Genomic DNA, 26,681 nt, shown 5'->3' with positions numbered 1-26,681 from the left:
CGGCCGGGCCGCGTGGATTCGCGGCCCGGCCTGCGACGTCAGCGGGGGCGCCGGGTCTTCGGCAGGTCGAACTGGTCCGCCCGGCGGCAGTCCTTCGGGCCGCCGACCGCCTTCGGGCCGACCTCCTCCAAGGCCTTACGGGCGCGCTGGCGGCCCAGGTTCCAGGCGTACCAGGGGTCGGGTTCGGCGAGGTCGTCGGCGATCCAGCTCAGCGTGCACCGGCGCACCGGGTCGGGGAGCTTGGCGAGCGCCGGGGTGGCGTCGGCGGACAGCGCCCGCAGATACCAGGCGTCGATCTTGCCGGTCTGCTCGTACCGCAGCGTGTTGCGGCGGGCGACGTAGTCCTCCGGGTTGAGCACGGCCAGGCCGAGCAGCATCGCCACCGCCAGCGCGACCGTGGTGCCGGGAATCCACCGGCCCTTCCACTTGACGCCGGCCGCGATGATCATCAGGAAGACCGTGCCGAGCAGCATCTCGAACGCCATCACGAAGATCCGCTCGCCGGTGAAGCTGTAGACCTTCTGGTACGTCCACATCCGGGACAGCGCCGACGCCACGATCACCACGCTCAGTGCGCTGATCAGCCCGAGCAGCACACGGAGCAGGATGCGCTCGACCGGCTGCTCCCGGCGTGCCCAGCGGCTCACCCCGGCGAGCACCGCCACCGTCAGCAGCGTGACGAAGAGGAGCTGCCAGAAGCCGCTGCGCGCGTACTCGGCGTAGCTGAGCCCGGCGACCCGCTGCACGTGCCGCTGGCCGCCGAACAGCGTGGTGAACTGCACCACCACGAACCCGGCGAACAGCAGCGTGAGCGCGCCGATGGCCGGGGCCCACTCCAGCAGGCCGAGACGACGCTCACCGGCCCGATCCACCGTGGACAGGTCCGGCGGCGCGGCCAGCGTGTAGAGCGCGGCGACGGCGATCAGACCGCCCACCACGGCCAGGAACAGCCAGCCGAACACCGTACCGATGTTGATCTCGGGGACGAGCGAGCCGAGCGCCTCGGAGAACGCCGCGTCGGCCGACGCGAGCAGGCTGCCGAAGACGACGAGCACCACGACCGTGGCGACGACCGAGACGGTCACCTTGCGCACCGTCGCCTCCTGCGGTGAGGCGGTGATGTGCCGGCGCACCCAGGGCAGGCCCCGCAACGCCGCGAACGGCGTGGCCACCAGGCCGAACAGGATCGAGCGCACCAGCCGCCCGCCGATGATCGCGAGGGTGGCGCAGCCGAGCGCGCCGAGCACGCAGAACGTCACCAGCCACCAGGCGTTGCGGAACGCCGGAACGGCGATCAGGGCCAGGGCGGCCACCGCCCACCCGGCCCGGATGAGCTTGTCGGCGGGCGGCAGATCCGCGGTCCTGGACCGGACCGCCAGCACCACCGCGAGCGTGAGCGTGAGCCACCCCAGGAACCAGCCCACGCCGACGCGACCGAGCGGCACGAAGGCCGCGCTGCCGACCGCGGCGGCCAGCACCGCGAGCGGCGCCGCCCGCCCGGTCGCCGCCTTCGGGCCGGGCCACCGCGCGCCGAGGAACGAGGTCCGCGGCACCGGAGGTCGCGGTGTCCAGCCCGGCGCCTGCGGGTGGCCACCCCAACCCATGCCGGGGTACGGCGGCGCGGCCACCGGGCCACCGCCGTGCGGAGGCGGCGTGCCGGGAGCGCGCTGAGTACCCGGCGCAGCCCACGGCCCGGAGGCCGGTGGCGTGCCCGGGGAGGTGACAGGCGTCTGCGGGCCGGAGGTCGGTGGCGTGCCCGGGGAGGTGACAGGCGTCTGCGAAGCCGGCGACGGGCCGGAAGCCGCGGAAGCGGCCGTCTGCGGAGCGCCGTCGCCGGTGCGCGCGCCGGTCCCGGCTCCACCGGAGTCGGCCGTGGCCCCTCCCGGGGCGGTCGGCTCCGAGCCGACCGCCTCGGCCGTGGCCGCGTCCGCCGGGGCGGCATCCGGGGTGGAGGCTGCGGCGTCGCCGGTGGCCGAGGACGTTCCGCCCGCCTGCTCTCGGCGAGCCGCCGGAACGGCGTCCGGCGGGGCGGCGACAGGCTCTCCGCCCGCCGGGCGGTCGGAGACGGGCTTCCCACCCTCGGCCGGCGTGGACCCGGCCGCGGCGGTCGGGCCGCCCGCGGCGCTCTCCACCGGGGAGCGCTCGGCGGCGGGCGCCGTCGCCTGGGCGGGCACCGTCGCCGCCGGCTGGCCGGGCGCGGGGACCAGTGGGAGGAACAGCGCGTACCCCTGGGTGCCGGGCGGCACGGTGACCGGAATCGCCCAGCCGGGCTGCCCCTCGGCGCCCGGCCAGGGCACCGGCGTGGGAGCGCCCTCCATGGTGGGCAGCACCAGCAGGTACGGCTGCGCGGGGGCGGGGACGTCGCCCGGTGCGGGCCCGGCCGCCGGGGCGGCGCGGGACGGCTCGGGGGACGGGGCCGGCTCGGACAAGGCACGCTCCTCGATCACAGGGTTTGGTCACTGTAGGGCCCCTCCGGCGTCCGTCGCCGCCCCGGTTGTCCGTTCGGTCATGTCGGCTCGGCCGATCGGCGCGGATCGAACCTTTGGCGGCTCGCGGCCGTACCACTGCGCGGGAGGTCGATCACATGGCCGCACGTCGCGCGCTCGCCGCGCTCGCTGCCGTCGCCGCGACGGTGCCGCTGGGCGCCGCGCCCGCCGCGGCGCACGGTGCGCCGACCAGCCCGCTGAGCCGGGCCGCCGCGTGCGGACCCGAGGGTGGCCGGGCGCAGACACCCGCCTGCCGGGCCGCGATCGCCGCCGGAGCGGCGGTACGCGAGTGGGACAACATCCGGGTGGCCCGGATCGACGGGCGGGACCGGGAACGCATCCCGGACGGGGAGCTGTGCAGCGGCGGGCTGTCCGCGTACCGGGGACTGGACCTGCCGCGCGCCGACTGGCCCGCCACCACGCTCACAGCCGGTGCCCGGCACACGTTCCGCTACCGCACCACCATCCCGCACCGGGGCACGTTCCGGTACTACGTCACCACCGGCTCGTACTCGCCGAAGCGCGTGCTGACCTGGGCGGATCTGGAGGAGAAGCCGTTCCTGGAGGTCACCGACCCGCCGATCCGCGCGGGCGCGTACGAGATGCGGGGGAAGCTGCCCGCCGGGCGTACCGGCCGGCACATCGTCTACGTCATCTGGCAGAACTCGGACACCCAGGACACGTACTACTCCTGCTCGGACGTGATCTTCCGGGCGGCGCGCGGTGAGCCGGATCCGCCGCCGGCAGCGCCGAAGGCGAGCGCGTCGCCTCCGCGTACCCTCGCCGGGGCGGCGACCGACGAGGAGCCGGCGGTGCCGGTCGCGACGGTGACCGACGGCGGACCCTTCTCCCGGCCGCTCGTCGTCGGCGCGGCGGCGCTCGTCACCGCGCTGCTCGCGGCGGCGGTGGTCGGACTGCGGCGGGCCGGCGGGCCGCCGCCCGGGCGGCCGTGCGGTGTCCGCAACCACCGCGCCGGGCGGCGCCGCGTCTGGTGAGTCAGCCGAGCAGATCCTCGATCTCGGCCAGGTCCTCCCCGGCGAGGTCGAGGTTGTCCAGCGCGGCCACGTTGCCCTCCAGTTGCGCCACGCTGCTCGCGCCGATGATGAGGCTGGTCATGCGCGGGTCGCGCAGCGCCCAGGCCAGGGCGAGCTGAGCCAGCGTCTGCCCGCGCCGCTCGGCCACCGCGGCGAGCCCCCGGACCGTCGTCATCGTCTGGTCGTCGAGGTCGCTCTCGTTGAGGAAGACGCTCGTGCGCACCCGGGAGTCGGCCGGGATGCCCTTGAGGTAACGGTCGGTGAGCAGGCCCTGGGCGAGCGGGCTGTACGCGATGCAGCCGGCGCCGACGCGCTCCAGCGTGTCCAGCAGCCCGTCGCGCTCCGTCCAGCGGTTCACCATCGAGTACGACGGCTGGTTGATCACTAGCGGCGTACCCAGGTCGCGGAGGATCTCGGCGGCCCGCTCGGTCTGCTCCGAGTCGTAGTTGGAGACGCCCACGTAGAGCGCCTTGCCGGAGCGGACGATCGCGTCGAGCGCGCCCATCGTCTCCTCCAGCGGGGTCTCCGGGTCGAACCGGTGCGAGTAGAAGATGTCGACGTAGTCCAGCCCGAGGCGGCGCAGCGACTGGTCCAGCGACGAGATCAGGTACTTGCGCGAGCCCCACTCGCCGTACGGGCCGGGCCACATCAGGTACCCGGCCTTGCTGGAGATCACCAGCTCGTCCCGGTACGGCTTCAGGTCGCCGGCGAGCAGCCGGCCGAAGTTCTCCTCCGCCGAACCGGGCGGCGGGCCGTAGTTGTTGGCCAGGTCGAAGTGGGTGATGCCGAGGTCGAAGGCGCGGCGGACGATGTCGCGCTGCCGCTCGAACGGGCGGTCCGGTCCGAAGTTGTGCCACAGGCCGAGGGAGATGACAGGCAGCTTCAGCCCGCTCCGGCCACTGCGCCGGTAGATCATCTCGTGGTAACGGTCGTCGCTGGCGAGGTATGTCACCAGGCCATTCTGTCCGCACCGGAGTGCGCACGCAGCGGCGCGGGTACGTTCGGCCTCATGCGTTACGTGCGGCTCGACACCCCCAAGCCCATCTCCAAGATCGGCCTCGGCACCTGGCAGTTCGGCTCGCGGGAGTGGGGCTACGGCCCCGAGTACGAGCGCCGGGCCGCCGAGATCGTCCGGCGGGCGCTCGACCTGGGCGTCACCCTGTTCGACACCGCCGAGCTGTACGGCTTCGGCCGCAGCGAGCGCATCCTCGGCGCGGCGCTGGGCGACGACCGCGCCAAGGTCGTGGTCGCCAGCAAGATCTTCCCGCTGCTGCCGGTCGCGCCGGTGGTGCAGCAGCGCGCGGTCGCCTCCGCCGCCCGGCTCGGCGTCGACGGCATCGACCTCTACCAGGTGCACCAGGCCAACCCGGTGGTCGCCGACACCACCACCATGCGCGGCATGCGCTCGTTGCAGGACGTCGGGCTGGTCGGCGAGGTCGGCGTCAGCAACTACGGCCTGCGCCGGTGGCGGTTCGCCGAGGTCGCGCTGGGCCGACGGGTGCTGAGCAACCAGGTCCGCTACAGCATGATCGACCGCGGCCCCGAGGAAGACCTCATCCCGTACGCGGAGCAGGCCGGCCGCATCGTCATCGCGTACTCGCCGCTGGCACAGGGTTTCCTCTCCGGCCGATACGACGCCACGAACCCGCCCGCCGGGGCGGTACGCCGGGCCAACCCGTACTTCCTGCCGGAGAACCTGGAACGCGGCACCCAGCTCATCGCCACGCTGCGCGAGGTCGCCGACGCGCACGACGCCACGCCGAGCCAGATCGCGCTCGCGTACGTGCTGCGGCACCCGAACGTGGTGGCCATCCCGGGCGCCTCCGGGGTCGAGCAGATGGAACGCAACGCCGCAGCCGCCGAGATCGACCTGGCCGACGACGAGTACGCCGCACTGGTGGCCGCCGCGCACGCGTTCCGCCCGGTCACCGGGCTGGCCGCCGTACCCCGGATGGTCCGCGCCCGGCTCGGGAAGTGAGCGGCGCTCCGGTGGCGTCAGCGGCCGGCAGAGTGACGACCGGCGCCGCCGGTCACCGGACCGCGCTAGCGTGGGTCGGGTGACCGCTCCCAACCAGGTTTCCCCGGTCCCGCCCGCCGACCTGCCGAGCACGCTCGGCGAGCTGCGCGCGACCGGCCACCGTTACCGCACGGTCAAACAGGAACTCCGAGACAACCTCCTCGCCCGGATGGGCTCCGGCGAGGACCGCTTCCCCGGCATCGTGGGCTACGAGGACACGGTGCTGCCCGAGGTCGAGCGCGCGCTGCTCGCCGGGCACGACATGGTGCTGCTCGGCGAGCGCGGGCAGGGCAAGACCCGGCTGATCCGCTCGCTCGGCGCGCTGCTGGACGAGTGGACCCCGGTGATCCCCGGCTCGGTGCTCAACGAGCACCCGATGCACCCGCTCACCCCGGCCTCCCGCGCGCTGGCAGACTCGGCCGGCGACGACCTGCCGATCGGCTGGCTGCACCGCTCGATGCGGTACGGCGAGAAGCTCGCCACGCCGGACACCAGCGTCGGCGACCTGATCGGCGACGTCGACCCGGTCCGCCTCGCCCAGGGGCGCACGCTCGGCGACCCGGAGACCATCCACTTCGGGCTCGTACCGCGTACCAACCGGGGCGTCTTCGCCGTCAACGAGCTGCCCGACCTGGCCGAACGCATCCAGGTGGCGTTGCTCAACGTGCTCGAGGAACGCGACATCCAGGTCCGCGGCTACCAGCTGCGGCTGCCGCTGGACCTGCTGCTGGTGGCGAGCGCCAACCCGGAGGACTACACCAACCGGGGCCGGATCATCACGCCGCTGAAGGACCGGTTCGGCGCGGAGATCCGTACCCACTACCCGCTCGACCTCGACCTTGAGCTGGCGCTGATCCGGCAGGAGGCCGACCTGGTCGCCGTCGTGCCGGAGCACGTGCTGGAGGTGCTCGCCCGGTTCGCCCGCGACGTGCGGGAGTCGCCGTCGGTGGACCCGCGCTCCGGTGTGTCCGCCCGGTTCGCCATCGCCGCCGCGGAGACGGTCGCCGCCGCCGCGTTGCGCCGTTCGGGCCTGCTGGCGGGTGCCTCTGCGGGTGCCGCGGGTTCCGGCGGCGGTGCCGGGTCGGCGTCCCGTCCGGAGGCGCCGGTGGCCCGGATCGGGGACACCGTGTCGGTGACCTCCACGCTGCGCGGCAAGGTCGAGTTCGAGAGCGGCGAGGAGGGACGCGAGATCGAGGTGCTCGCGCACCTGCTGCGTACCGCCACCGCCGAGACGTTCCGCGCCCGGCTCGCCGGGCTCGACCTGTCCGGCTTCACCGCGCTCGTCGCCGAGGGCGGCGCCGTCGAGACCGGGGAACTGGTCTCCTCGTCCGAGCTGCTGCGTCAGGTCGGCACCGTACCGGGGCTGGCCAAGGTGCTCGAGAGGCTCGGGCTCGGCGACGCGCCCAGCCCGGAGGAGGCGGCCGCCGGCATCGAGTTCGTGCTGGAAGGGCTGCACCTGACCCGCCGGCTCGGCAAGGACGTCACCGACTCCGGGCGCACCGTCTACGGGGACCGGGACTGACAATGGCCGGCGGCAACCGCTTCCGGTACGGGCAGTGGCGCGGCGGACCCGACCCGCTCGCCCCGCCGTACGACGTGCGCGCCGCGGTGGACGCGGTCGGCGCGGACGTGCTGGCCGGCGGCAGCCTGCGCGAGTCACTGCGTGAGCTGCTGCGACGTGGACCGCAGGGGCGGGGCGGGCTGGACGACCTGGCCGCCCGCGCGCGTCGCCTGCGCCGGGAGGCGCTGCGCCGGGGCGACCTGGACGGCGCGGTCACCCGGGCCCGGGCACTGCTCGACCAGGCGCTCGCCGCCGAACGCGACGAGCTGCGAGGCCGCGACGGCGACGACGCCCGGTTCGCCGAGGCCGTGCTCGACAACCTGCCCCGCTCCACCGCGCGTGCGGTGTCGGAGCTTTCCGGGTACGACTGGGCCAGCGCCGAGGCGCGGCAGACGTACCAGCGGATCCTCGACGGGCTGCGCGGCGACGTGCTGGAGCAGCGCTTCGCCGGGCTGCGCGACGCGGCCCGGGCCACCGCCGACCCGGCCGTCCAGCGGCAGCTCGCCGAGATGATGCGCGACCTCAACGATCTGCTCGCCCGGCACGCCCGCTCCGAGGACACCACCGACGCGTTCGCCGAGTTCATGCGCCGGCACGGGGAGTTCTTCCCGGAACGGCCCAAGGACGTCGACGAGCTGATCGACGTGCTGGCCCGGCGGGCGGCCGCCGGTGAGCGTCTCATGCGGTCGATGTCGGACCGGCAGCGCGAGGAACTGGCCGGGCTGATGCGCCAGTCGCTCGGCGACCGGCTGGCCGGTGAGCTGTCCCAGCTCGACTCCCACCTGCGGTCGCTGCGGCCGGACCTGAACTGGCAGCGCGGCGAGCGGGTCCGCGGTGACCAGCCGCTCGGCTACGGCGAGGCCACCGGCGCGCTCGACGAGATCGCCGAACTCGACGAGCTGCTGGACTCCCTCGACCAGGACCAGCCCGGCGCCACGCTCGACGACGTCGACGTGGAGGCGGTCGCCCGGACGCTGGGCCGGGACGCCGCCGACGACGTACGCCGGTTGCAGGAACTGGAACGCGAACTGCGCCGCCAGGGCTGGGTCAGCCGGGACGCGGAGGGGCTGACGCTCAGCCCGAAGGCGCTGCGCCGGCTCGCCGGGACCGCGCTGCGCCGCGTCTTCGCCGACCTGACGGCCGGCCCGCGCGGCCAGCACGACCTCCGCTCGGCCGGCGCGGCCGGCGAGGTGAGCGGGGCGTCCCGCCCCTGGGAGTACGGAGACGAGCAGCCGCTGGACGTGGTGCGCACGCTCACCCGGGCGGTCCGCCGGGCCGGTCCCGGAGTGCCGGTGCCGCTCGCGGTCGAGGACTTCGAAGTGATGGAGACCGAACGGCGGGCGTCGGCGGCTGTGGTGCTCTGCGTCGACCTGTCGTACTCGATGATCTCGCAGGGGCGCTGGGGCCCGATGAAGCAGACCGCGCTGGCCCTGTCGCACCTGATGGCGACCCGGTTCCCGCAGGACGCGTTGCAGATCGTCGGCTTCGGCCGGGAGGCGATGCCGCTGACCCAGCAGGAGCTGGCGGCGGTGGAGCCGGACATGCAGCAGGGCACCAACCTCCAGCACGCGCTGCGGATCGCCGGCCGCCACCTGCGCCGCCACCCGGGTGCCGAGCCGGTGGTGCTGGTGGTCACCGACGGCGAGCCGACCGCGCACCTGGACCCGGAGGACGGTGAGGCGTACTTCCACTGGCCGCCGCTGCCGGAGACCATCTCGGCGACAATCCGGGAGGTGGACCGCCTGACCCGGTACGGTGCCACGCTCAACCTGTTCATGCTCGGCGACGACCCGGGGCTGCGCCGGTTCGTGGACGCGGTGGCGCGACGCTCGGGTGGCCGCATGTTCACCCCGGACCTGGACGACCTGGGCGAGTACGTGGTCTCCGACTACTTACGCTCCCGCCACGGCCGCCGCTGAGGTCGCTCCCGTCCTCCTTGCCGATCGTGGAGTTGTGGCGCCCAGGATGCCCGGTTCGCGGCGTTCGCGAGGTGCCACCACTCCAAGATCAACGGGGCCCTGCCGCAAGGCCGGCCGAGGCGCGGGGGCGGGGCGAGGGCGGGGGCGGGGCCACCCCGCCCGATCTTGCAGGTCGAGCCCTCCGGGTGTCCCATTCGCGAGGTTTGCGGGGTACCGAAGTGCAAGATCGCGGGGCACCTAGGGAGATCCGGGGCAGCTCTTGTTCGAGGGCTGACGAGAACTCACCAAGACCTCCCCGGGTCGGGTCGATCATGAGGTTGACGGCGTGTGGTGTCTGTTTTGTCGCCGCTAACCTCATGATCGACGCTCTGGGTGGGTGCCGGGGGAGGGCTTCGTCGGCAGTGATCAAGGAGTTTGTGTCCTCGCCCGCGCCGGACGTTGAACGCAAACTCCTTGATCAGCGGGGTGTAGAGCGTGTTGGCCCTGGCTGGGCCGGGTTGGGGGGGTCTGGGTGCGTGGGGTCGGGGTGTCGGGTTCGGGGGTGGTGGGCGGCACCCTGGCGGCGGAATGGCTGGGGGGTGGGTGGCGTTGTAACCGGGTGAACGACCGAGCATCAGCCGAGCCCCTGGAACGGGGGTCGCGCTGCCTGTGGGAATCAGCCCGGGCCGCCGGTCGTTGAACATGGTTCCGGCGACGTGAAACCCCGCGCGCCGCTCTCTGGTGGCGTGCACCGCCTCGGGAATGGTGGCGGGTGGCGGGTCGTTGGACATGCTTCCGGCGCCGCGAAGCGGCACCCCCCGGGTGCCCCGCGAGCAGCCGGACCCCCCAAGACTTTGAGCGCCTGACGGTGCCCGCGCATCCCGTCCCCCGGGTGCGTCGACCCCCGAATGGAGCATTTCTGATGAACACGATTCTGCGTAAGAGCATCCTGGGTATCGCTGGTCTGGCTTTCACCGGTGGTGTGTTCGCCGGTCCGGTCGCCGCCCACGCCGCGGAGACCACCCACGCGGCTAAGCCGGTGAGTGTGAGCGTGCAGGGTGACAAGCTGATCCCGCACGGCGTGCAGGGCGCGCAGTCGCGTATCGATCTGAACGACGAGCAGATCGCGAATGTGAAGGCGATCATCGCCGCGACGAAGAAGGCCGGCATGGACGAGCGTGCCGCGGTCGTGGCGATCGCCACCGCGTTGCAGGAGTCGAAGCTGGAGAACCTCGGCCACCTCGGTGACCGTAACGACCACGACTCGCAGGGCCTGTTCCAGCAGCGCCCGTCCAGCGGGTGGGGCACGGTGGAGCAGATCACCGACCCCGAGTACTCCACCATGGCGTTCCTGAAGGGTCTGAAGCAGGTTGACGGCTGGCAGGACATGCCGCTGACCAAGGCCGCCCAGACCGTCCAGGTGTCCGCCTACCCGGACCACTACGCCCAGTGGGAACAGCAGGCCGCCGACCTGGTAGCCGAACACTGGAACAAGTAACACCCGCAGTGAAGGCCGGCACCCCGTAGAGGGTGCCGGCCTTCACGCGTCCGGGTGAACCGGGCGCGGTAGCAGGGGTGGCCCCAGCCGCGCCGAGGGTTGGATGCGGGCATGGACGAGGTGGACGCACCTGCACTGCGGCAGGCGTACGAGGAGTTGTTCGCGGAGATCGACGCGGGCGGGTTCGGGCCGCCGCCGGAAGGACAGTTGAGCGCCGAGCAGATCGTCGCGCACCTCGCCGCCAACGACGAGCTGATGAGCGAGGCGACCGAGGCGGTGCTGGCCGGCTCGCCGTTCGCGTACTACGACCTGGACACCATTCACCGCCCGCAACTCGATGCGCTGGTCTCCGAGTGCGGCGGGCTGGACGGTCTGGCCGCGTTGTTCCGAGCCACCAGCCAGAAGCTGTGCGCGTTGGCCGAGCGGCTCGGCCCGGCGGCGGAGACACCTGTGGACACGGTGCTACGCGAGGGCTTCGACCTGGACGTGGACGACTCGCTGCCCTGGGGCCGAGCCCTGGACCTGCACATCCGCGTGCACCTGCCGCTGCACCTCGCGCAGCTCCGCGCCATGCGCCGCCAGCCCCACCTCGCGTGACAGACCGTCGGATCGTCGATCACGCAGTTGTGGCAGTGGACAACTCCGACACGTCCGGCCTTCCGGGAGCCACACCTCCAAGATCGACGGAAGCGGAGCGCGCGGAAGCGGAGCGCGGGGCGGCGGAGCGCGGGGCAGGAGACCGGCGGAACGTGCGGCGGTAGGCGGTAGGAGCTACGCCCACCCGGGTGTGGAAGTGCTGGCGCAGCGCGGCAGTGGTGCCGAAACCCGCGTCCCGGGCGATCCGGTCGACGCTCAGATCCGTCGTCTCCAGCAGCACCCGGGCGTGCTCGGTGCGCTGCTGGAGCAGCCACTGCGCCGGGCTGAGCCCGGTCTCGGAGCGGAAGTGCCGGGTGAACGTACGGACACTCATCCGCGCGTGCGCCGCCATCTCGCGTAGCGCCACCGGCTCGTGCAGCCGCCGCCGCGCCCACTCGCGGGTGGCCGCGGTGCCGTTCTCAGCGCCGCGGGGCACCGGCCGTTCGATGTACTGGGCCTGCCCGCCGTCGCGCCACGGCGGCACCACACAGCGCCGGGCCGCCCGGTTGGCCACCGCGCTGCCGTGGTCGGTACGGATCACGTGCAGGCACAGGTCGATGCCGGCGGCCACCCCGGCCGAGGTGAGCACGCGACCGTCGTCGACGAAGAGCACGTCGGGGTCGAGCCGTACGCCGGGGTGCAGGCGGCGGAAGCGCGACGCGTACGCCCAGTGGGTGGTGGCCCGGCGGCCGTCGAGCAGGCCGGCGGCGGCGAGCACGAACGCGCCGGTGCAGATGGACATGATGCGCGCGCCCCTGTCGTACGCCGCCCGCAAAGCGTCGGCCACCTCGGCGGCAACCGTGCCGTCGGAAAGCGGCGAGCCGGAGTGGATGCCGGGAACGATCACCGTGTCGGCGCTGTCCAGCAGCTCCAAGCCGTGGTCGGGGAGGATCTGGAAGCCGGCGCTGCTGCGTATCGGCAGGCCACCGGGAGTGCAGGCCGCCACCGCGTACAGCGGGGTGCGGTCGTCGGCGCGGGCGGCACCGAGAACCTGAGCCGGGGTGCCGAGGTCGAGCGCGACCACGCCGTCGAGGGCGAGGACGGCGACCCGGTGCGGTACGGACATGGCCCGATTATTGCGCACGATGGCTTTCCGGCCACTCGTCGGAGGAACCGCCCGGCCCGAGACTCGGTTGGTGACCCGATCCCGCCTGCACCCGGCCTGGCTCGTCGCCGCCGTCGCCTTCGTCGCGCTCGTCGGCGCGGCCGGTTTCCGGGCCACGCCCGGCGTGCTGCTGCACCCGCTGCACGCCGAGTTCGGCTGGCCGCTGGCGACCATCTCCGCCGCCGTCTCGGTCAACCTGCTGCTGTACGGCCTCACCGCGCCGTTCGCCGCCGCGCTGATGGACCGGTTCGGCATCCGCCGCGTGGTGGCCGGCGCGCTGGTGCTGGTGGCCGCCGGCAGCGGCCTGACCGTGGGGATGACGGAGAGCTGGCAGCTCATCCTGTGCTGGGGCGTCCTCGTCGGGCTGGGCACCGGCTCGATGGCGCTGGCGTTCGTGGCGACTGTGACCGGGCGCTGGTTCGTCAAGCGCCGCGGCCTGGTGACCGGCGTCCTCACCGCGGGCGGCGCGGCCGGGCAGCTCGTCTTCCTTCCGCTGCTCGCGGTGCTGGTGCGCGACCACGGCTGGCGCACGGCGGCACTCGTCGTCGCCGGGGCCGCGCTGGCGGTCGTACCCCTTGTGGTGTGGTTGTTGCGGGAGCACCCGGCGGACCTGGGGCGGCCCGCTTACGGCGCGACCGAGGTCGTGCCGCCGGCCCGGCCGGAGGGCGGCGCGGCGGCGCGGGCGGTCGGCGCGCTCGCCGCCGCCGCGCGGACGCGGCCGTTCTGGCTGCTCGCCGGCGGGTTCGCGATCTGCGGCGCGACCACGAACGGCCTGGTGGGTACGCACTTCGTGCCCGCCGCGCACGACCACGGCATGCCGGAGACCACTGCGGCCGGGCTGCTCGCCGTGGTCGGGCTCTTCGACATCGCCGGCTCGATCGCCTCCGGCTGGCTCACCGACCGGGTCGACGCCCGGCTGCTGCTCGGCGCCTACTACGCGTTGCGCGGGGCGTCGCTGCTGGTGCTGCCGAGCCTGTTCGCCGGTACGGCCGAGCCGAGCATGCTCGTCTTCATCGTCTTCTACGGGCTGGACTGGGTGGCGACGGTCCCGCCGACCGTGGCGCTGTGCCGGGAGTGGTTCGGCGCGTCCGGTGCCGTGGTGTTCGGCTGGGTGTTCGCCGCGCACCAGTTCGGCGCCGCGCTGGCGGCCACCGGCGCCGGTCTGGTCCGGGACCGGCTCGGTGACTACGCGCTGGCCTGGTACGTGGCCGGCGCGCTGTCGATCGGCGCGGCCGGGCTGTCGCTGCTGATGCGGCGCCGTGCCGCCGACGAGCCCGCGTTCGCGTTGCCCGTGGCGGCGGGCCGGCGGGCCTGGAGCTACCGGGGCTGAGCGGTCAGGGCTACCGGGGCGGACCGGTCAGCCGGCCGCCCACTGCTGCTCGGCGGCGCCAGTGCACGGCGCCTGTTCCAGCTCGCGCCCGGCCTCGGTGCCCGCGTCGTCGACCTGCGCGCACTTGCCGCTGTGCACGGCGACCAGCAGCGCCGCGCCGTTCCCGGCCGACTGGAACCGCCACTGCTGGTTGGCCTGCCCGTTGCAGGACCACTGCTGCACGTCCGCGCCGTCGTCGGTCTTCGCCTCGTTGACGTCCAGGCACTTGCCGCTCGCCGCGTTGACGAGCAGATAGGTGTTGTCGGCGACCGGCGTGACCACCCACTGCTGCTCCGGGCCGCCGGTGCAGTCGGCGAGCGCGGCCTGCGCGCCCTCGGCCTCGTCGCCCGTGACGCCGAGGCAGCGCCCGGACGGCACGCCCCGGATCACCTTCGGCGTGGCCACCGGCGCGGCGGGTGTGCTCGGCGCCGCGCTCGGCTTGGGCGACGCCGACGGTGTGGGCTCCGCTGTCGGTTCCGCGCTCGGCTCGCTCGGCTCCGCCCTGGGCGCTGCCGCCGCCGGCACCACCGGCCGGTCGTCACCGCCGCCGAGCACGCCGGTGGCGAAGAAGGCCCCGAGGAGTACGCCCGCCACGCCGACGCCCAGCGCGACCCGCATCAGCGGATCCTGGGGCAGCCGGACGCCACGGGCGCGGCGCGTGCCACGGGCGCCGTAGACGGTGCCGGACGGGTCGGAGTGCGGGTCGGCCATGTGGGCATCCTGACCCACCGGGGCCGCCGGGTGCCAGTCGCCCCGGCGGCACGGTGACTCAGTCGACGACCCGGACGTCCTTCCAGAACGCCACCCGGTCGCGGACCATCTCCGCCTCCGGCTTGGGGTCGGGGTAGTACCAGACGGCGTCCGGGCTGGTGGCGCCGCCGTGTTCGAGCGTGTAGTAGGAGGCCGTGCCCTTCCACGGGCAGACCGTGTGGGTGTCGGACTCCCGGATCAGGTCGTCGCGCAGCGCGGTACGGGGGAAGTAGTGGTTGCCCTCGACCACCACGGTGTCGTCGCTCTCGGCGACGACGAGGTCGTTCCAGACGGCTTTCGGCATGTCCTCCACGCTATGCCGGTGGTCGCGTACCGGCCACCGCTGCGCGTGTCGGCTCCTCGTCGGTCACGTCGGCGACCGTCGCGCCGAGCGCGGCCAGCACGGTGTCCGCGTCGACCGCGACGGCCAGGCCGTGCTCGCCCGCACCGAGCGTGATCTCCCGGCCGCGCAGCCGCTCGTCGGCGACCACCGGCCAGGCGGTGGTGGAGCCGAACGGCGTGATGGTGCCGCGCGCGTACCCGGTGGCGGCCTTCGCCGCCTCGGCGTCGGGCATCGACAGCCGGCTCACCCCGAGCAGGGCGCGCAGCTTCGGCCAGGAGATCACCCGGCCGCCGGGCGTCAGCACGAACAGCAGGTCGCCCTCGCCCCGGCGGACCACGATCGTCTTGACCACGTCCGGCACCTCGACGCCGCGCGCGGCGGCCGCCTCGGCGAGGCTCGCGACCGGGCCGTGGCGGATCACCCGGTACGGCAGGCCGGCGTCGTCGAGTGCGGTGAGCGCGGGATTCGGCATGGCGGTCACGGTAACGCGCGCGTCGTCGGCGAGTCGCCGAAAGGCCACCGTGGACATCCCACGAACTTGTCGTACCCGAGCGTAAGGTGATCTCATGCACGCTGTCCGTGATCATGAACGGGCGGTGGACACGCTGCGGCGCTCCTACGCCGCGGTGCCCGCCGGGGAACCCGTACGGCTGGCCAAACAGACCTCGAACCTCTTCCGGCCCCGCTCCGCGCCGCGTACGCCCGGCCTGGACGTGAGCGGCCTGACCGGGGTGCTCGCCGTGGACCCGGCGGCCCGCACCGCCGACGTGCAGGGCATGTGCACCTACGAGGATCTGGTCGACGCGACGCTGCCGCACGGACTGATGCCACTGGTCGTGCCGCAGTTGCGCACCATCACGCTGGGCGGCGCGGTGACCGGGCTGGGCATCGAGTCCACCTCCTTCCGCAACGGTCTGCCGCACGAGTCGGTGCTGGAGATGGACGTGCTCACCGGCGCGGGGGAGATCGTCACGACCCGGCCCCGGGGCGAGCACGCCGACCTGCACCGGGCCTTCCCCAACTCGCTCGGCAGCCTCGGCTACGCGACCCGGCTGCGCATCGAGCTGCAACCGATCCGCCGCCACGTGGCGCTGCGCAACATCCGGTTCGCCCGGCTGGAGGAGCTGGTCGACGCGATCGGCGAGGTGGTCGCCAAGGGCGCCTGGGGCGGTGAGCCGGTCGACGCCATGGACGGGGTGGTGTTCAGCCCCGGCGAGGCGTACCTGGTGCTCGGCACGTTCACCGACGAGGCCGACGAGCGTCCGTCCGACTACACCGGCCAGGAGATCTACTACCGCTCGCTGCGCCGGCGCACCCGGGACACGCTCACCGCGTACGACTATCTCTGGCGCTGGGACACCGACTGGTTCTGGTGTTCGGCGGCGTTCGGGGTGCAGCACCCGGTGGTGCGGCGGCTGTGGCCGCGGCGCTACCGGCGCAGCGACGTCTACCACCGCATCGTCCGGCTGGAGCACCGGCACCAGGTGGCCGCCCGGGTCGACAGGTGGCGGGGCCGCCCGGCCCGCGAGCGGGTGGTGCAGGACGTCGAGATCCCGCTCGACCGCACGCCCGAGTTCCTGCGCTGGTTCGCCCCGAACGTGGGCATGACGCCGGTGTGGCTGTGCCCGCTGCGGCTGCGGGAGCCGTCCGGTCCCGGGTCGGCGAAGGCGTGGCCGCTATATCCGCTCCGACCGGGCGAAACGTATGTGAACATCGGCTTCTGGGGAAGCGTGCCCGTCGCGGCGGGCGCCGCCGACGGCGACGTCAACCGCCAGATCGAGCGCATGGTGTCGGAGGTGGGCGGTCACAAGTCGCTCTACTCCGACGCGTACTACGACCGGGGCGAGTTCGACCGGCTCTACGGCGGGGACACCTGGCGTGCCGTGAAGGACCGCTACGACCCGGACCACCGACTCACCGGACTGTACGAGAAGGCGGTATCCCGAGCATGAGTCTGACCGACCGAACACCGGGGGCGGCGAGCACCCCGGCCGGCCCGCCGGCGGGCGGGCGGCGTACCGGGCCCACAGTCGCGGACGTGGTCCGCGCGGTGACCACCGGTGACCTGCCCGTCCGGGTCACCGGCTACGACGGCAGCGCGCTGGGCCCGGCCGACGCCGGGATCACCCTGGCGATCCGCACCGAGCGAGGGCTGTCCTACCTGCTCACCGCGCCGGGTGACCTGGGCATGGCCCGGGCCTACGTCAGCGGCGACCTGGGGCTGGAGGGGGTGCACCCGGGCGACCCGTACGAGGCGCTACGGGTGATCAAGGACGAGGTGCCGCTGCGGATCCCGGCGATGAGCGAGGCGCTCGCGTTGGTCCGGGGCCTGGGCTGGGAACGGCTGCGTCCGCCGCCGCCCCCGCCGCAGGAGGCGGCGCCGCGCTGGCGGCGGCTGATGACCGGCCTGCGTCACTCGCGTACCCGGGACAGCAGCGCGATCTCGCACCACTACGACGTTTCGAACGCCTTCTACGAGAAGGTGCTCGGGCCGTCCATGACGTACACCTGCGCGGTCTTCCGCAGCCCCGGCGACACCCTCGAAGAGGCGCAGCGGGCCAAGTACGACCTGGTCGCCGGCAAGCTGGCGCTCAAGCCGGGGATGCGGCTGCTGGACGTCGGCTGCGGCTGGGGCGGCATGGTCCGGCACGCGGCCCGGGAGTACGGCGTCAAGGCGCTCGGTGTGACGCTGTCGAAGGCGCAGGCCGACTGGGCGCGGGCCGCGATCGAGCGGGAGGGGCTGAGCGAACTGGCCGAGGTGCGCCACCTGGACTACCGGGACGCGCCGCGCGAGCAGTTCGACGCGATCTCCTCGATCGGGCTGACCGAGCACATCGGGGTGCGCAACTACCCGGCCTACTTCGGCGCGCTGCGCTCCCGGCTCAAGCCGGGCGGGCGGCTGCTCAACCACTGCATCACCCGGGCCGACAACCGCGCGCCGCACCGCTCCGGCGCGTTCATCGACAGGTACGTCTTCCCCGACGGCGAGCTGGCCGGGCCGGGCCGGTTGATCAGCGAGATCCACGACGCCGGGTTCGAGGTGCACCACGAGGAGAACCTGCGCCGGCACTACGCGCTGACGCTCGCCGGCTGGTGCCGCAACCTGGTCGAGCACTGGGACTTCTGCGTGGGCGAGGTCGGGCCGGGCACCGCGAAGGTGTGGGGGCTCTACATGGCCGGCTCCCGGCTGGCGTTCGAGCGAAACGGCATCCAGTTGCACCACGTGCTCGCCACGCACAACGGCCCGGAAGGGGTGAACGGGTACCCGCTGCGTCCGGACTGGACGCCCTGACGCGACGTACCGACGAAAGGCCGCGCGGACCGCGCGGCCTTTCGTCAAAGCCATTGACAAAGAAGTTTTGTACGTACAAACTGATTTTGCCATGAGAGACGTCCTGTATCTGGAACAGCGCGAGCAGGCCGAAGCCCTGCTCAAGCCGCAGCGCATCGAGGTGCTGCGGCAACTGGCCGAGCCCCGCACCTGCACCGAGGTCGCGGCCCGGCTGGAGCAGACGCCGCAGCGCGTCTACTACCACGTCAAGCAGCTCGTCGCGGCCGGGCTGGCCGAGCAGGTGGCGCAGCGGCAGGTGCGCGGCATCACCGAGGGCATCTACCAGGCCGTCGCCCGGTCGTACTGGCTGTCGCCCCGTCTGGTCGGCCGCATCGGCGGCACCCGCCGGGCCCGCGACGAGCTGAGCCTGGGCTACCTGCTCGACCTCATGGAGGAGGTCCAGGCCGACATCGCCGCGCTGGACCGCACCGCCCCCGAACTGCCGTCCGTCGGCGTCTCCGGCGAGATCCGGGTGCCGGCCGAGCGGCGGCAGGAGTTCCTGCGCGACCTGCAGACGACGTTGCAGGACCTGTTCACGCGCTACGGCGGCGCCGAAGGAGACGCCTTCAAACTCGCCGTGGCCTGCTACCCGAAAGGCGACAAGCATGACTGAGCCGATGACCATCCGCGCCCGCCTCGCCGCGCCGGTGGCGACCGTCCGCCGGGCGCTGACCGATCCCGCCGAGCTGCGCGTCTGGCTGGCCGAGCACGCCGAGGTCGAGCTTCCCCGGCGGTACGAGTTCTGGGGCCGCTACACGCCCGAGGGTGACTCGCCACACCAGCGGCTGCTGCACGCCGACGACCGGACGCTGCGCTTCGCGTGGACGCTCGACGGGGTGGAGACCACCACCGAGTTCGAGCTGGAGCCCGACGGTGACGGCACCGTACTCACGCTGCGGCAGAGCCACTTCAGCTTCGAGGAGGCGATGAGCGGCAGCAGCATCCGCGGCGTGCTCCAGACGTACTGGTACCTGGCGCTGGCCAACCTCAACGACCACCTGGACGGCCGGCCGCTGCTGCCGCGTACCGACTTCACCTCTGCCGACCTGCGCGGCGAGCTGCTGATCGACGCGCCGATGGACAAGGTGTGGACGTCGCTCACCGACTCGGAGCAGGCCGCCGCCTGGTTCGGCTACCCGATCGGCATCGAGCCCTGGGAGGGCGGCCGGTACGCGATGGGCGGCTTCGACGCCGGTCAGGCCGCGAAGGTGTTCGACGTGACGCCGGGACGGGGGCTCTCCATCGACTGGGGACCGACCGGCGTGACCTCCTGGGAGCTGGACGACTCCGAGGGCCGGACGAAGCTGACGTTCGTGCAGTCCGGCTTCGACGAGGGCAACCCACCGTACGGCGCCTGGACCGGCATCGTCTCCGGGTTCGCCGAGCTGCGGCGCTTCCACGAGGTGCCGGACTGGAAGCCCATCTGGCTGTAAGGAAGGGCCCCCTCTTAACGCCTCCGGTAGAGGAGGGGGCCCCTTTTAACACGGGCCCCGGATGGGTAATGCCGGGCGATGTTCTTCATCTTCGGGCTGCGCACCAAGGTCGACCGGTCCGGCGTCGTCACCCAGGTCTGCCGCAACTGCGGCAACCCGGCCGCCCAGGTGATCACCCGCCGGGTCACCAGGTTCAGCCTCTTCTTCATCCCGCTGATCCCGCTGCGCACCCGGTACGCGCAGCAGTGCACGTTCTGTGGCGCCCAGTACGACATCTCGCGCGCCGAGGCGCAGCGCCTCCCGGTCGGCTGACCGGTGACCCGCTTCCTCTGCTGGCTGATCGGCCGGCAGCCGGTCACGCCACCCGCCGTACCGGTGCACACCGCCGCCCGCCCGCCCTGCACGCCCGGTCGCCGGCACCGTCGCCGGCGTCGTCGCGTCGCGGGCGCGCAGTCCCCGCGCTCGCCCTGGAACCGTTCCGCCGACCGCTGACGCGCCGTGTTAACAAGGGGCCCTTCCGCTACCGGAGGCGTTAACAAGGGGCCCTTCCTTACACTTCATCGGGTGGAAGATCGGCTGGCACGGATCAGGGGTGGTGGGCCGCCCCGGCGGCACAACGCCCGCACCATCGCCGCGCTGACCGGCAACCCCGGCTGCACCCGGCGCGCCGTGCTGGACAGCGCGGGCGCGGACAAGCCGGCGCTCGCCGAGCAACTCGGCTTCCCGGCCCGCTTCGGCCAGTCCCGCTTCGCGATCACCCGGGGCAACGCGTTCGAGGCCCAGGTCAAGGCCGACGGCGGGGCGGAACTGCTGCGTCTGGTCGCGGAGCGGCTCGGCGTACCGGTCCCGGCTGATGCCACCTGGACCGACCTCGGCGCCGACGACGACCGGCCGGAGCGGTCCCGGGCGGCACTCACCGCGAGCGGCGACGGCCCGGCGCTGTTCGACCACCCGCTGCTCGGCCTGGACGTGGCGGGCACCCGGGTGCACCTGGAACCGGACCTGGTCGCCGCCCGGCTGGCCGGCCGGTTCCACGTCGTGGAGATCAAATCGTTCCCGGTGATCGACGGGCAGGCCGACCCGGGCAAGGTAGCCGCCGCCGCGATCCAGTCCGCCGTCTACGTGCTGGCGCTGCGCGAGCTGCTCGCCGCCGAGGGACGCGACCCGGAGCTGGTGTCGCACGAGGTGGTGCTGGTCTGCCCGCGCGACTTCGCCAACCAGCCGGTGGCCAGCCTGCTCGACGTGCGCCGGCAACTGCTGGTGCTGCGCCGCCAGCTGGCCCGGATGGCCCGGGTCGAGGAGCTGCTCGCCGCCGTACCGGCCGGGTTCACAGTCGACCCGGCGGCCGATCCGGCCACGCTCGCCGCCGCGCTGCACCAGGTGCCCGCACGCTACGCGCCGGACTGCCTGGCCGCCTGCGAGCTGGCGTACTTCTGCCGGCACGAGGCGCGCGGGCAGACCGGCGCGCTGGGCCGGCCGGTCCGCGAGGCGCTGGGCGGGGTCGAGGACGTCGCGGACGTGCTGGCGCTCGCCGAGGGCGTGGCCGCGCCCGAGCCGGAGCAGGCGGAGGCCGCCGCGCTGCTGCGGGCCGCCGCGCGCCTGCGCGCCGACGCCCTCGCCGGACACCCCGCGTGAGTACGCTTCGCGCGCTCGCCCGGGCGCAGGCGGCCGCCACCGGGCGGGCCCAGCCGTTGGCCACCGTCCGCCACCTGCACCTGTCCGACCGGCCGCTGGTGCTGGTGCCGCTCGCGCTGGCCGGTGAGGCGAACGCCCCGCTGGCCGCGATGGTCGGCGCCGCGCCCGACGAGGTCCGGCTGCTGGTGGTGCCGCAGCCGCGCAACCGGGACCAGCGGTTCGCGTTCGCCGCCGAGCTGGCCGCGATCGTGCTGCCGTACCTGGACGAGTTCCGTGACCTGACCGAGGCGGTGCCGGTGGACCGGGGCCGCGACGTCCGCCACCGGTACGCCGACGCGCCGCAACTGCTGGTGCCGAACCCGGCCGGGATCACGTTCCTGCGGCTGTTCGGCCGTTCCACCCGGTTCCGCCGGACCGACGGCGACTATCCGGTGCACCCGTCGGTGCCGCTGCTCGGCCGCTGGCTGACGTTCTTCGCCGAGCGCGCCGAGCAGCCCGGCTCGTCGGCGCTGCTGGCGCTCACCGACGCGCTGACGCTGCACTGGGCGACCGGGCAGAGCGTGGTGGAGGATCTGCACCTGCCGGCGGTGCTGGGCTGGCTCGACCCGCCGGCCGGGCTGACCGGCGCCGAGGCGGCGGCCCGCGCCGAGGATCCGGCCCGCTGCCCGCCGGCCGGGCCGGCCACCGACCCGGACTTCGACAACCGCCGGCTCGCCCCGGCGATCGAGGCGTACACCCGGGCCGGGGACGACCCGGCCGCCCGCGCGGCCGCGTACGACGAGCTCGCCGGCCTGTTGCGCGACCAGCTCGCGCCCACGTGGGAGCTGATGTGGCGCGGCGTCGGGATGCTGCGGACGCTGCCGGCCGGCGCGCGGGTGACCGGCCGGTGGGCCGGTGACCGGGACGCGTTCACCGCGCACGCCGAGCACGTCGACGCCGGGGGCGGCCCGCAGCCGCGCCGCGACGGCGCGGTGGCGGCGGCGCTGCGGTTGCAGCGGCTGGAACGGGCGTCGACCGCGTGGGCGGTGCAGCGCGCCTACGACGATCCGCTGGTGATGGCCGAGCACCGGCTGTCCGGGGAGGCGTTCGTCGGCGAGGTGACGCTCGCCGACCCGGCGCGGGTGGACGACTCCGGTAAACGGCCGGTGCTGCGCCCGCGCATCCAGGTGGTCACCACCGAGCCGGTGCCGATGCCGGTGGGCGCGACGCTGTACTCCCCGGCCCGCCCGGCGCAGAAGGCGAAGGTCGTGTTCGTGACGCCCGGTGGCGACGGCAAGACCGAGGTGGTGCTGGAACTGTCCGGCGGGATGGGCCGGGGGCTGACCGCGCCGCCCGGCAGCGTGCCCGAGGTGGGCGAGCGGATCTGCCTGACCAGCCTGTCCGACGGTTTCCTGCCGGGCGGCGCGTTCCCCGCGCCGGAGGAGACACCGTGGACGCACGGCGGGCCGCCCGGCACGGCCGCCGCACCGCCTGACCCGGCCCCGGCGGAGGACTGGTCCTGACCCTGGTCTCCCTCTACCGGCACCTCTCTGCGGTCCGCTGACCGACAGTCTTCGACTCTGGCGGCCGTCCCCGGCGCTGACTAGGCTTGCGCCGTCCGTCGTCCGGTCCTCGTCGTCGAGGGTGCACGTGTGGAAGAGAGCCGGAGCGCATCGTTGTATCCCAGCACGACGTGAGCCTCGCCGCCGCGGCGCCGGCCCGTCATCCGCTCGTCGGCCGTGTCGGACTCGTCGCGGCCGCTGTCGTCGTACTCGGGGAGATGGCCTGGCTGGCCGCCCGGCTGCCCGGCGCGGCGCTGGTGAGCGACCTCGGCGCGATGGCGGTGTCGAGCTGGGCGGCGGTGCTCTGCGCCGGTGCGGCGCGACGTCAGCCGGCCGTGTTGCGCCGGTTCTGGGAACTGCTCGCCGCCACCATGGCCCTCGCCGCGCTCGGCCGTGCGGTGTGGACGACGGAACGCCTCGGTGGGCTCGGCCTGCCCCACACGCCGCTGGTGGCGGGCCTGTTCGCCGCCGGCATCGTCACCGGTACCGCCGCGCTGCTCTGCTCCCGCACCGGCCCGCGCAGCCTGATCGGCCGGGCCCGCACCCTGCTCGACGGGGTGATCGTCGGGCTGGCCCTCATCCCGATCGGGTGGGTGGTGGTGTTCCACCGGATCACCGACGCCGAGCTGGCCGACCCCGTGCGGACGTTCGGGCTGCTCTACCCGATGTTCGACCTGATGCAACTCACCATCCTGGTGGCGGTCGCCGGTCCGGGCCGGCCGATGTGGCGGGCGCTCACCGTGATCGGGGCGGGCCTGGCGATCCGGTCCGGCGCGGACGCCGTCTACGTCTCGCTGGTCGCGCGCGGCGACTACGCGCCCGGTCATCCGGTCGACGTGTGCTGGCCGCTGAGCTACCTGCTGGTCGGCCTGGCCACCCGCTACCCGCCCCCGACCGACGGTGACGGCGAGGACGACCTGGTCGACTCGCCGCTGCCGCCGTGGTGGCGGGTCGCGCTGCCGTACCTGCCGGTGGGCGGCGCGATCGTCGCGGTCCTGCTGTCGCGGCAGCCCAGCGGACAGACCCCGCAGGTGGTCTTCGTCGGCATGATGGGCCTGCTCGGGGTGCTGGCGCTGCGCCAGGGGCTGGCCGCGAACGAGAACCTGCGGCTGGTCGGCCGGCTGCGCCGGCTCGCGTACTCCGACCAGCTCACCGGCCTGCCCAACCGGCTGACGTTCGTACGGCGGCTGCGGCGCGCGTTGCGCGCGGGCGGCCCGGTCGCCGTGGTGCTGCTCGACCTCGACGGCTTCAAGCAGGTGAACGACAGGTTCGGGCACGCCGCGGGGGACCGGCTGCTGACCGCCACCGCGGAGCGCATGCGGGACGCGGTCGGCGCGGACGGGATGATCGCCCGGCTCGGCGGCGACGAGTTCGCCGTGCTGGTCGCCGGGGACCGTCCGGTGTCACCGGAAGGGCTCGCGGTCCGGCTGCTGGCCGCCCTGGAACCACTACCGGGCGAGGAGGATCTCGGCGTCCACCCGTCGGCGAGCATCGGCATCGCCGAGTACGGGCCGCAGCACACCTCGCACACCGACCTGCTCCGCGACGCCGACATCGCCATGTACGCGGCGAAGGCGGCCGGCAAGGCCGCGTACCGCACGTGCACGCCGGAGCTGCGCGAGTCGGCGGTCAGCCGGGCCGAACTGATCGCCGACCTGCGCCGCGCGGTGGACGAGGGTCAGCTGCTGATGGAGTTCCAGCCCATCGTCGACCTGGACACCGGCACGGTACGCAGCGCCGAGGCGCTGGTGCGCTGGCGGCATCCCCGGCTGGGTGTGCTGACCCCGGCGCGGTTCCTGCCGCTGGCCGAGGAGACCGGGCTGATCGTCGCCATCGACAGGTGGGTCATCCACGAGGCGTGCCGGGCCGCGGCCACCTGGCGGGAGCACGCGCCGGACGTGACTGTCGCGGTGAACATCGCCGCCGCCCACCTGTGCCGGCCGGACCTGATCGCCACTGTCACCGGCGCGGTCGGCGCGGCCGGTCTACCGCCCCGCGCGCTCACCCTGGAACTGACCGAGTCGGCGCTGATCGAGGGCAGCGAGTCGGTGCTCGACCGGCTGTCCCAGCTACGTGACCTCGGCATCCGCATCGCCATCGACGATTTCGGCACCGGGTACTCCTCGCTGAGTTACCTGCACCGCATCCCGGCCACTGAGCTGAAGATCGACAGGTCGTTCGTGTCCCGGCTGGACGCCGGTGACGCACGCGCGTACGCCACGGTCGAGATGGTGAACCGGCTGGCCGGCGCGTTCGACCTGGCGGTGGTCGCCGAGGGCGTGGAGACGGTCGCGCAGCACGCGGCGGTCACCGCGATCGGCTGCCGGCAGGGCCAGGGCTGGCGGTACGGCCGTCCGGCCGCCCTGCCGGACCTGCTCCCCGCGTTGTCCGGGGCCGGCGCCGAGCGCTGACCGGCCCGGGTCCACGGGGGCCGAAGGTCCCGGACGGGACAGGGGATTCGACCCTGCTCACCGGCGGTCCGCCACCGCAGGATGGTTCTCGTCAACACGTCACGGAAACACATCCTCCACACGGGAGCCTGATATGAAGCGACGGACGCTCGATCTGCTGTTCAGCATCGGTGGGCTGGGGCTGGCGGTCCTGCTGCTCGTCGTCGGCGTCGTCCTGACGACGAACGCCAACTTCGCCAACGACTACGTACGCGACCAGCTCGGCGCGCAGCACATCACCTTCACCCCGGCCGACGAGCTCTCCGACGAGGAGAAGAAGTCGGACTGCCTGCGCGAGTACGCCGGCCAGAAGATGACCACCGGCAAGCAGGCCGAGTGCTACGCCAACGAGTACATCGGCCTGCACCTGAAGAACATGGCCGGTGGCAAGACCTACGCCGACCTGGGCGAGCCGCAGAGCGCGCTGCGTGAGCAGGTGGCCCAGGCCGAGCAGAGCAACGCCGCCAACCTGGCCGACCTGCAGAAGCAGCTCGCCGAGGTGACCGCCCAGCGGGAGACCGTGTTCAAGGGCGAGACGCTGCGCGGCCTGCTGCTCACCTCGTACGGCTTCAGCGAGTTCGGCCGCAAGGCCGAGCAGGGCGCCCTGGCCATGTACCTCGGCGCGGGCCTGCTCCTGCTGCTCTCGATCGCCGGCCTGGTGCACGCCTTCCGCACCCCGGCCAACGCGACCTTCGCCGCCCCGGAGAAGGAGAAGGTCACCAACTGACCGCTCCGGCGACGCCCCCGGCCGATCCTGGTCGGGGGCGTCGTGCTTTTCCGGCTTGACCCTCACGCAGCGGGAGGCGGGAGTCTTGGTCGCGGAAGGGAGGGAACCATGGCGTACACGGTGGGGCAGGTGGCGCGGGCGGCCCGGGTGACGGTCCGGACGCTGCACCACTACGACGAGATCGGGCTGCTGCGGCCCAGCGGGCGCACGCCGGCGGGCTACCGCCGCTACGACGAGGCCGACCTGGACCGGTTGCAGCTCATCCGGTACTACCGCGAGCTGGGGTTCCCGCTGGAGGAGATCGCCGAGATCCTGGACGACCCGGACGCCGACCCGGTGGCGCACCTGCGCCGGCAGCATGAGCTGCTGTCCGGGCGGATCGGGAAGCTCCAGGAGATGGTCGCGGCGATCGAACACGCGATGGAGGCGAGAAAGTTGGGGATCCAGTTGACACCGGAGGAGCGGTTCGAGGTGTTCGGGGACTTCGACCCGGACGAGCACGCCGACGAGGTCGAGCGGCGCTGGGGCGGCACCGAGGCGTACCGGCAGTCGCAGGAGCGCGCGGGCCGCTACTCGAAGGAGGACTGGCTGCGCAACAAGGAGGTGAACGAGGACTGGGGCCGGCGGTTCGCCGCGCTCATGGACTCGGGCGCGCCGGCCGACGGCCCGGAGGCGATGGCGCTGGCCGAGGAGCACCGCCAGCTCATCACCGAGTGGTGGTACGACTGCCCGCTGGAGCTCCACACCGGGCTGGCCGACATGTACGTGGCCGACCCGCGGTTCACCGCGTACTTCGAGACGATCCGGCCCGGGATGGCCGCGTACCTGAACGAGGCCATCCACGCCAACGCGATCGCCCGCGCCTGA

Annotated in this window: 23 protein-coding genes; 17 read left to right on the top strand and 6 right to left on the bottom strand. The window is 73.5% G+C overall.

What is annotated here, in order from left to right:
• Positions 1 to 38 precede the first annotated feature (38 nt).
• Positions 39 to 2,429 carry a DUF4153 domain-containing protein gene (locus ABIH81_RS02700; protein WP_349878863.1) on the bottom strand — a complete coding sequence of 797 codons (2,391 nt, stop codon included), beginning with the start codon at positions 2,427 to 2,429 and terminating at the stop codon, positions 39 to 41.
• Positions 2,430 to 2,584: 155 nt separating this feature from the next.
• Here ABIH81_RS02700 and ABIH81_RS02695 point away from each other — a divergent pair, with 155 nt between their 5' ends.
• Positions 2,585 to 3,481, top strand: a complete 897-nt coding sequence (locus tag ABIH81_RS02695; protein ID WP_349878862.1) for a lytic polysaccharide monooxygenase — start codon at positions 2,585 to 2,587, stop codon at positions 3,479 to 3,481.
• A 1-nt stretch (position 3,482) separates the two neighbouring features.
• On the opposite strand, the gene mgrA is transcribed toward ABIH81_RS02695, so the two are convergent.
• Positions 3,483 to 4,472 carry an L-glyceraldehyde 3-phosphate reductase gene (gene mgrA / locus ABIH81_RS02690; protein ID WP_349878861.1) on the bottom strand — a complete coding sequence of 330 codons (990 nt, stop codon included), beginning with the start codon at positions 4,470 to 4,472 and terminating at the stop codon, positions 3,483 to 3,485.
• A gap of 57 nt (positions 4,473 to 4,529) precedes the next feature.
• Between mgrA and ABIH81_RS02685 the strand changes: the two genes are divergently transcribed.
• The 5 genes from ABIH81_RS02685 (at position 4,530) to ABIH81_RS02665 (ending at position 11,091) form a co-directional block, all read left to right on the top strand.
• Positions 4,530 to 5,498 (top strand): aldo/keto reductase, encoded by a 969-nt coding sequence (locus ABIH81_RS02685; protein ID WP_349878860.1) that lies wholly within the window; start codon positions 4,530 to 4,532, stop codon positions 5,496 to 5,498.
• Positions 5,499 to 5,568: 70 nt separating this feature from the next.
• Positions 5,569 to 7,059 carry a magnesium chelatase gene (locus ABIH81_RS02680; RefSeq protein ID WP_349878859.1) on the top strand — a complete coding sequence of 497 codons (1,491 nt, stop codon included), beginning with the start codon at positions 5,569 to 5,571 and terminating at the stop codon, positions 7,057 to 7,059.
• A 2-nt stretch (positions 7,060 to 7,061) separates the two neighbouring features.
• Entirely contained in the window at positions 7,062 to 9,017 is a 1,956-nt protein-coding gene (locus ABIH81_RS02675; protein WP_349878858.1) for a VWA domain-containing protein, read from the top strand.
• Between the two features lie 901 nt (positions 9,018 to 9,918).
• Complete coding sequence (locus ABIH81_RS02670; RefSeq protein WP_349878857.1) at positions 9,919 to 10,494, top strand: hypothetical protein; 576 nt, start codon at positions 9,919 to 9,921, stop codon at positions 10,492 to 10,494.
• Positions 10,495 to 10,614: 120 nt separating this feature from the next.
• Positions 10,615 to 11,091, top strand: a complete 477-nt coding sequence (locus tag ABIH81_RS02665) for a hypothetical protein (protein WP_349881277.1) — start codon at positions 10,615 to 10,617, stop codon at positions 11,089 to 11,091.
• A gap of 19 nt (positions 11,092 to 11,110) precedes the next feature.
• Here the strand turns inward: ABIH81_RS02665 and ABIH81_RS02660 are convergent, their stop codons facing one another.
• A complete protein-coding gene (locus tag ABIH81_RS02660; protein WP_349878856.1) occupies positions 11,111 to 12,196 on the bottom strand; it encodes a helix-turn-helix domain-containing protein in 1,086 nt (361 codons plus the stop codon).
• Between the two features lie 70 nt (positions 12,197 to 12,266).
• On the opposite strand from ABIH81_RS02660, the gene ABIH81_RS02655 reads away from it, so the two are divergent.
• A complete protein-coding gene (locus ABIH81_RS02655) occupies positions 12,267 to 13,565 on the top strand; it encodes an MFS transporter (RefSeq protein ID WP_349878855.1) in 1,299 nt (432 codons plus the stop codon).
• Between the two features lie 27 nt (positions 13,566 to 13,592).
• Here the strand turns inward: ABIH81_RS02655 and ABIH81_RS02650 are convergent, their stop codons facing one another.
• The 3 genes from ABIH81_RS02650 to ABIH81_RS02640 are packed head-to-tail and all read right to left on the bottom strand — an operon-like array spanning position 13,593 to position 15,169.
• Positions 13,593 to 14,315 (bottom strand): RICIN domain-containing protein, encoded by a 723-nt coding sequence (locus tag ABIH81_RS02650; RefSeq protein ID WP_349878854.1) that lies wholly within the window; start codon positions 14,313 to 14,315, stop codon positions 13,593 to 13,595.
• Between the two features lie 58 nt (positions 14,316 to 14,373).
• On the bottom strand, positions 14,374 to 14,658 hold the full coding sequence (locus ABIH81_RS02645; protein WP_120573956.1) for a DUF427 domain-containing protein: 285 nt from the start codon (positions 14,656 to 14,658) through the stop codon (positions 14,374 to 14,376).
• 10 nt (positions 14,659 to 14,668) lie between these two features.
• Entirely contained in the window at positions 14,669 to 15,169 is a 501-nt protein-coding gene (locus ABIH81_RS02640) for a YbaK/EbsC family protein (RefSeq protein WP_349878853.1), read from the bottom strand.
• A 94-nt stretch (positions 15,170 to 15,263) separates the two neighbouring features.
• Here ABIH81_RS02640 and ABIH81_RS02635 point away from each other — a divergent pair, with 94 nt between their 5' ends.
• The 10 genes from ABIH81_RS02635 to ABIH81_RS02590 all read left to right on the top strand — a co-directional run bounded on the left by ABIH81_RS02635 (position 15,264) and on the right by ABIH81_RS02590 (position 26,681).
• Positions 15,264 to 16,649: an FAD-binding oxidoreductase gene (locus ABIH81_RS02635; protein WP_349878852.1), complete on the top strand. Its 1,386-nt coding sequence runs from the start codon at positions 15,264 to 15,266 to the stop codon at positions 16,647 to 16,649.
• Positions 16,646 to 17,989, top strand: a complete 1,344-nt coding sequence (locus ABIH81_RS02630) for a class I SAM-dependent methyltransferase (protein WP_349878851.1) — start codon at positions 16,646 to 16,648, stop codon at positions 17,987 to 17,989. The genes ABIH81_RS02635 and ABIH81_RS02630 overlap by 4 nt, the downstream gene beginning before the upstream one ends.
• 91 nt (positions 17,990 to 18,080) lie before the next feature.
• Entirely contained in the window at positions 18,081 to 18,641 is a 561-nt protein-coding gene (locus ABIH81_RS02625; protein WP_349878850.1) for a helix-turn-helix domain-containing protein, read from the top strand.
• Positions 18,634 to 19,461 (top strand): SRPBCC family protein, encoded by an 828-nt coding sequence (locus ABIH81_RS02620; protein ID WP_349878849.1) that lies wholly within the window; start codon positions 18,634 to 18,636, stop codon positions 19,459 to 19,461. The genes ABIH81_RS02625 and ABIH81_RS02620 overlap by 8 nt, the downstream gene beginning before the upstream one ends.
• Positions 19,462 to 19,539: 78 nt before the next feature.
• Positions 19,540 to 19,773, top strand: coding sequence for a zinc-ribbon domain-containing protein (locus ABIH81_RS02615; RefSeq protein WP_349878848.1), 234 nt, complete (start codon positions 19,540 to 19,542; stop codon positions 19,771 to 19,773).
• 252 nt (positions 19,774 to 20,025) lie between these two features.
• A complete protein-coding gene (locus tag ABIH81_RS02610) occupies positions 20,026 to 21,096 on the top strand; it encodes a hypothetical protein (RefSeq protein WP_349878847.1) in 1,071 nt (356 codons plus the stop codon).
• Positions 21,093 to 22,598, top strand: coding sequence for a hypothetical protein (locus ABIH81_RS02605; RefSeq protein WP_349878846.1), 1,506 nt, complete (start codon positions 21,093 to 21,095; stop codon positions 22,596 to 22,598). The genes ABIH81_RS02610 and ABIH81_RS02605 overlap by 4 nt, the downstream gene beginning before the upstream one ends.
• Positions 22,599 to 22,855: 257 nt before the next feature.
• On the top strand, positions 22,856 to 25,048 hold the full coding sequence (locus ABIH81_RS02600) for a bifunctional diguanylate cyclase/phosphodiesterase (RefSeq protein WP_349881276.1): 2,193 nt from the start codon (positions 22,856 to 22,858) through the stop codon (positions 25,046 to 25,048).
• A 133-nt stretch (positions 25,049 to 25,181) separates the two neighbouring features.
• Positions 25,182 to 25,814: a hypothetical protein gene (locus tag ABIH81_RS02595; RefSeq protein ID WP_349878845.1), complete on the top strand. Its 633-nt coding sequence runs from the start codon at positions 25,182 to 25,184 to the stop codon at positions 25,812 to 25,814.
• Between the two features lie 108 nt (positions 25,815 to 25,922).
• Entirely contained in the window at positions 25,923 to 26,681 is a 759-nt protein-coding gene (locus ABIH81_RS02590; protein WP_349878844.1) for a MerR family transcriptional regulator, read from the top strand.

Source organism: Micromonospora sp. HUAS YX12, from assembly GCF_040215685.1.
GTDB classification, from domain to species: Bacteria; Actinomycetota; Actinomycetes; order Mycobacteriales; family Micromonosporaceae; genus Micromonospora; species Micromonospora tulbaghiae.
This window is presented reverse-complemented; position numbering and strand designations above follow the sequence as displayed.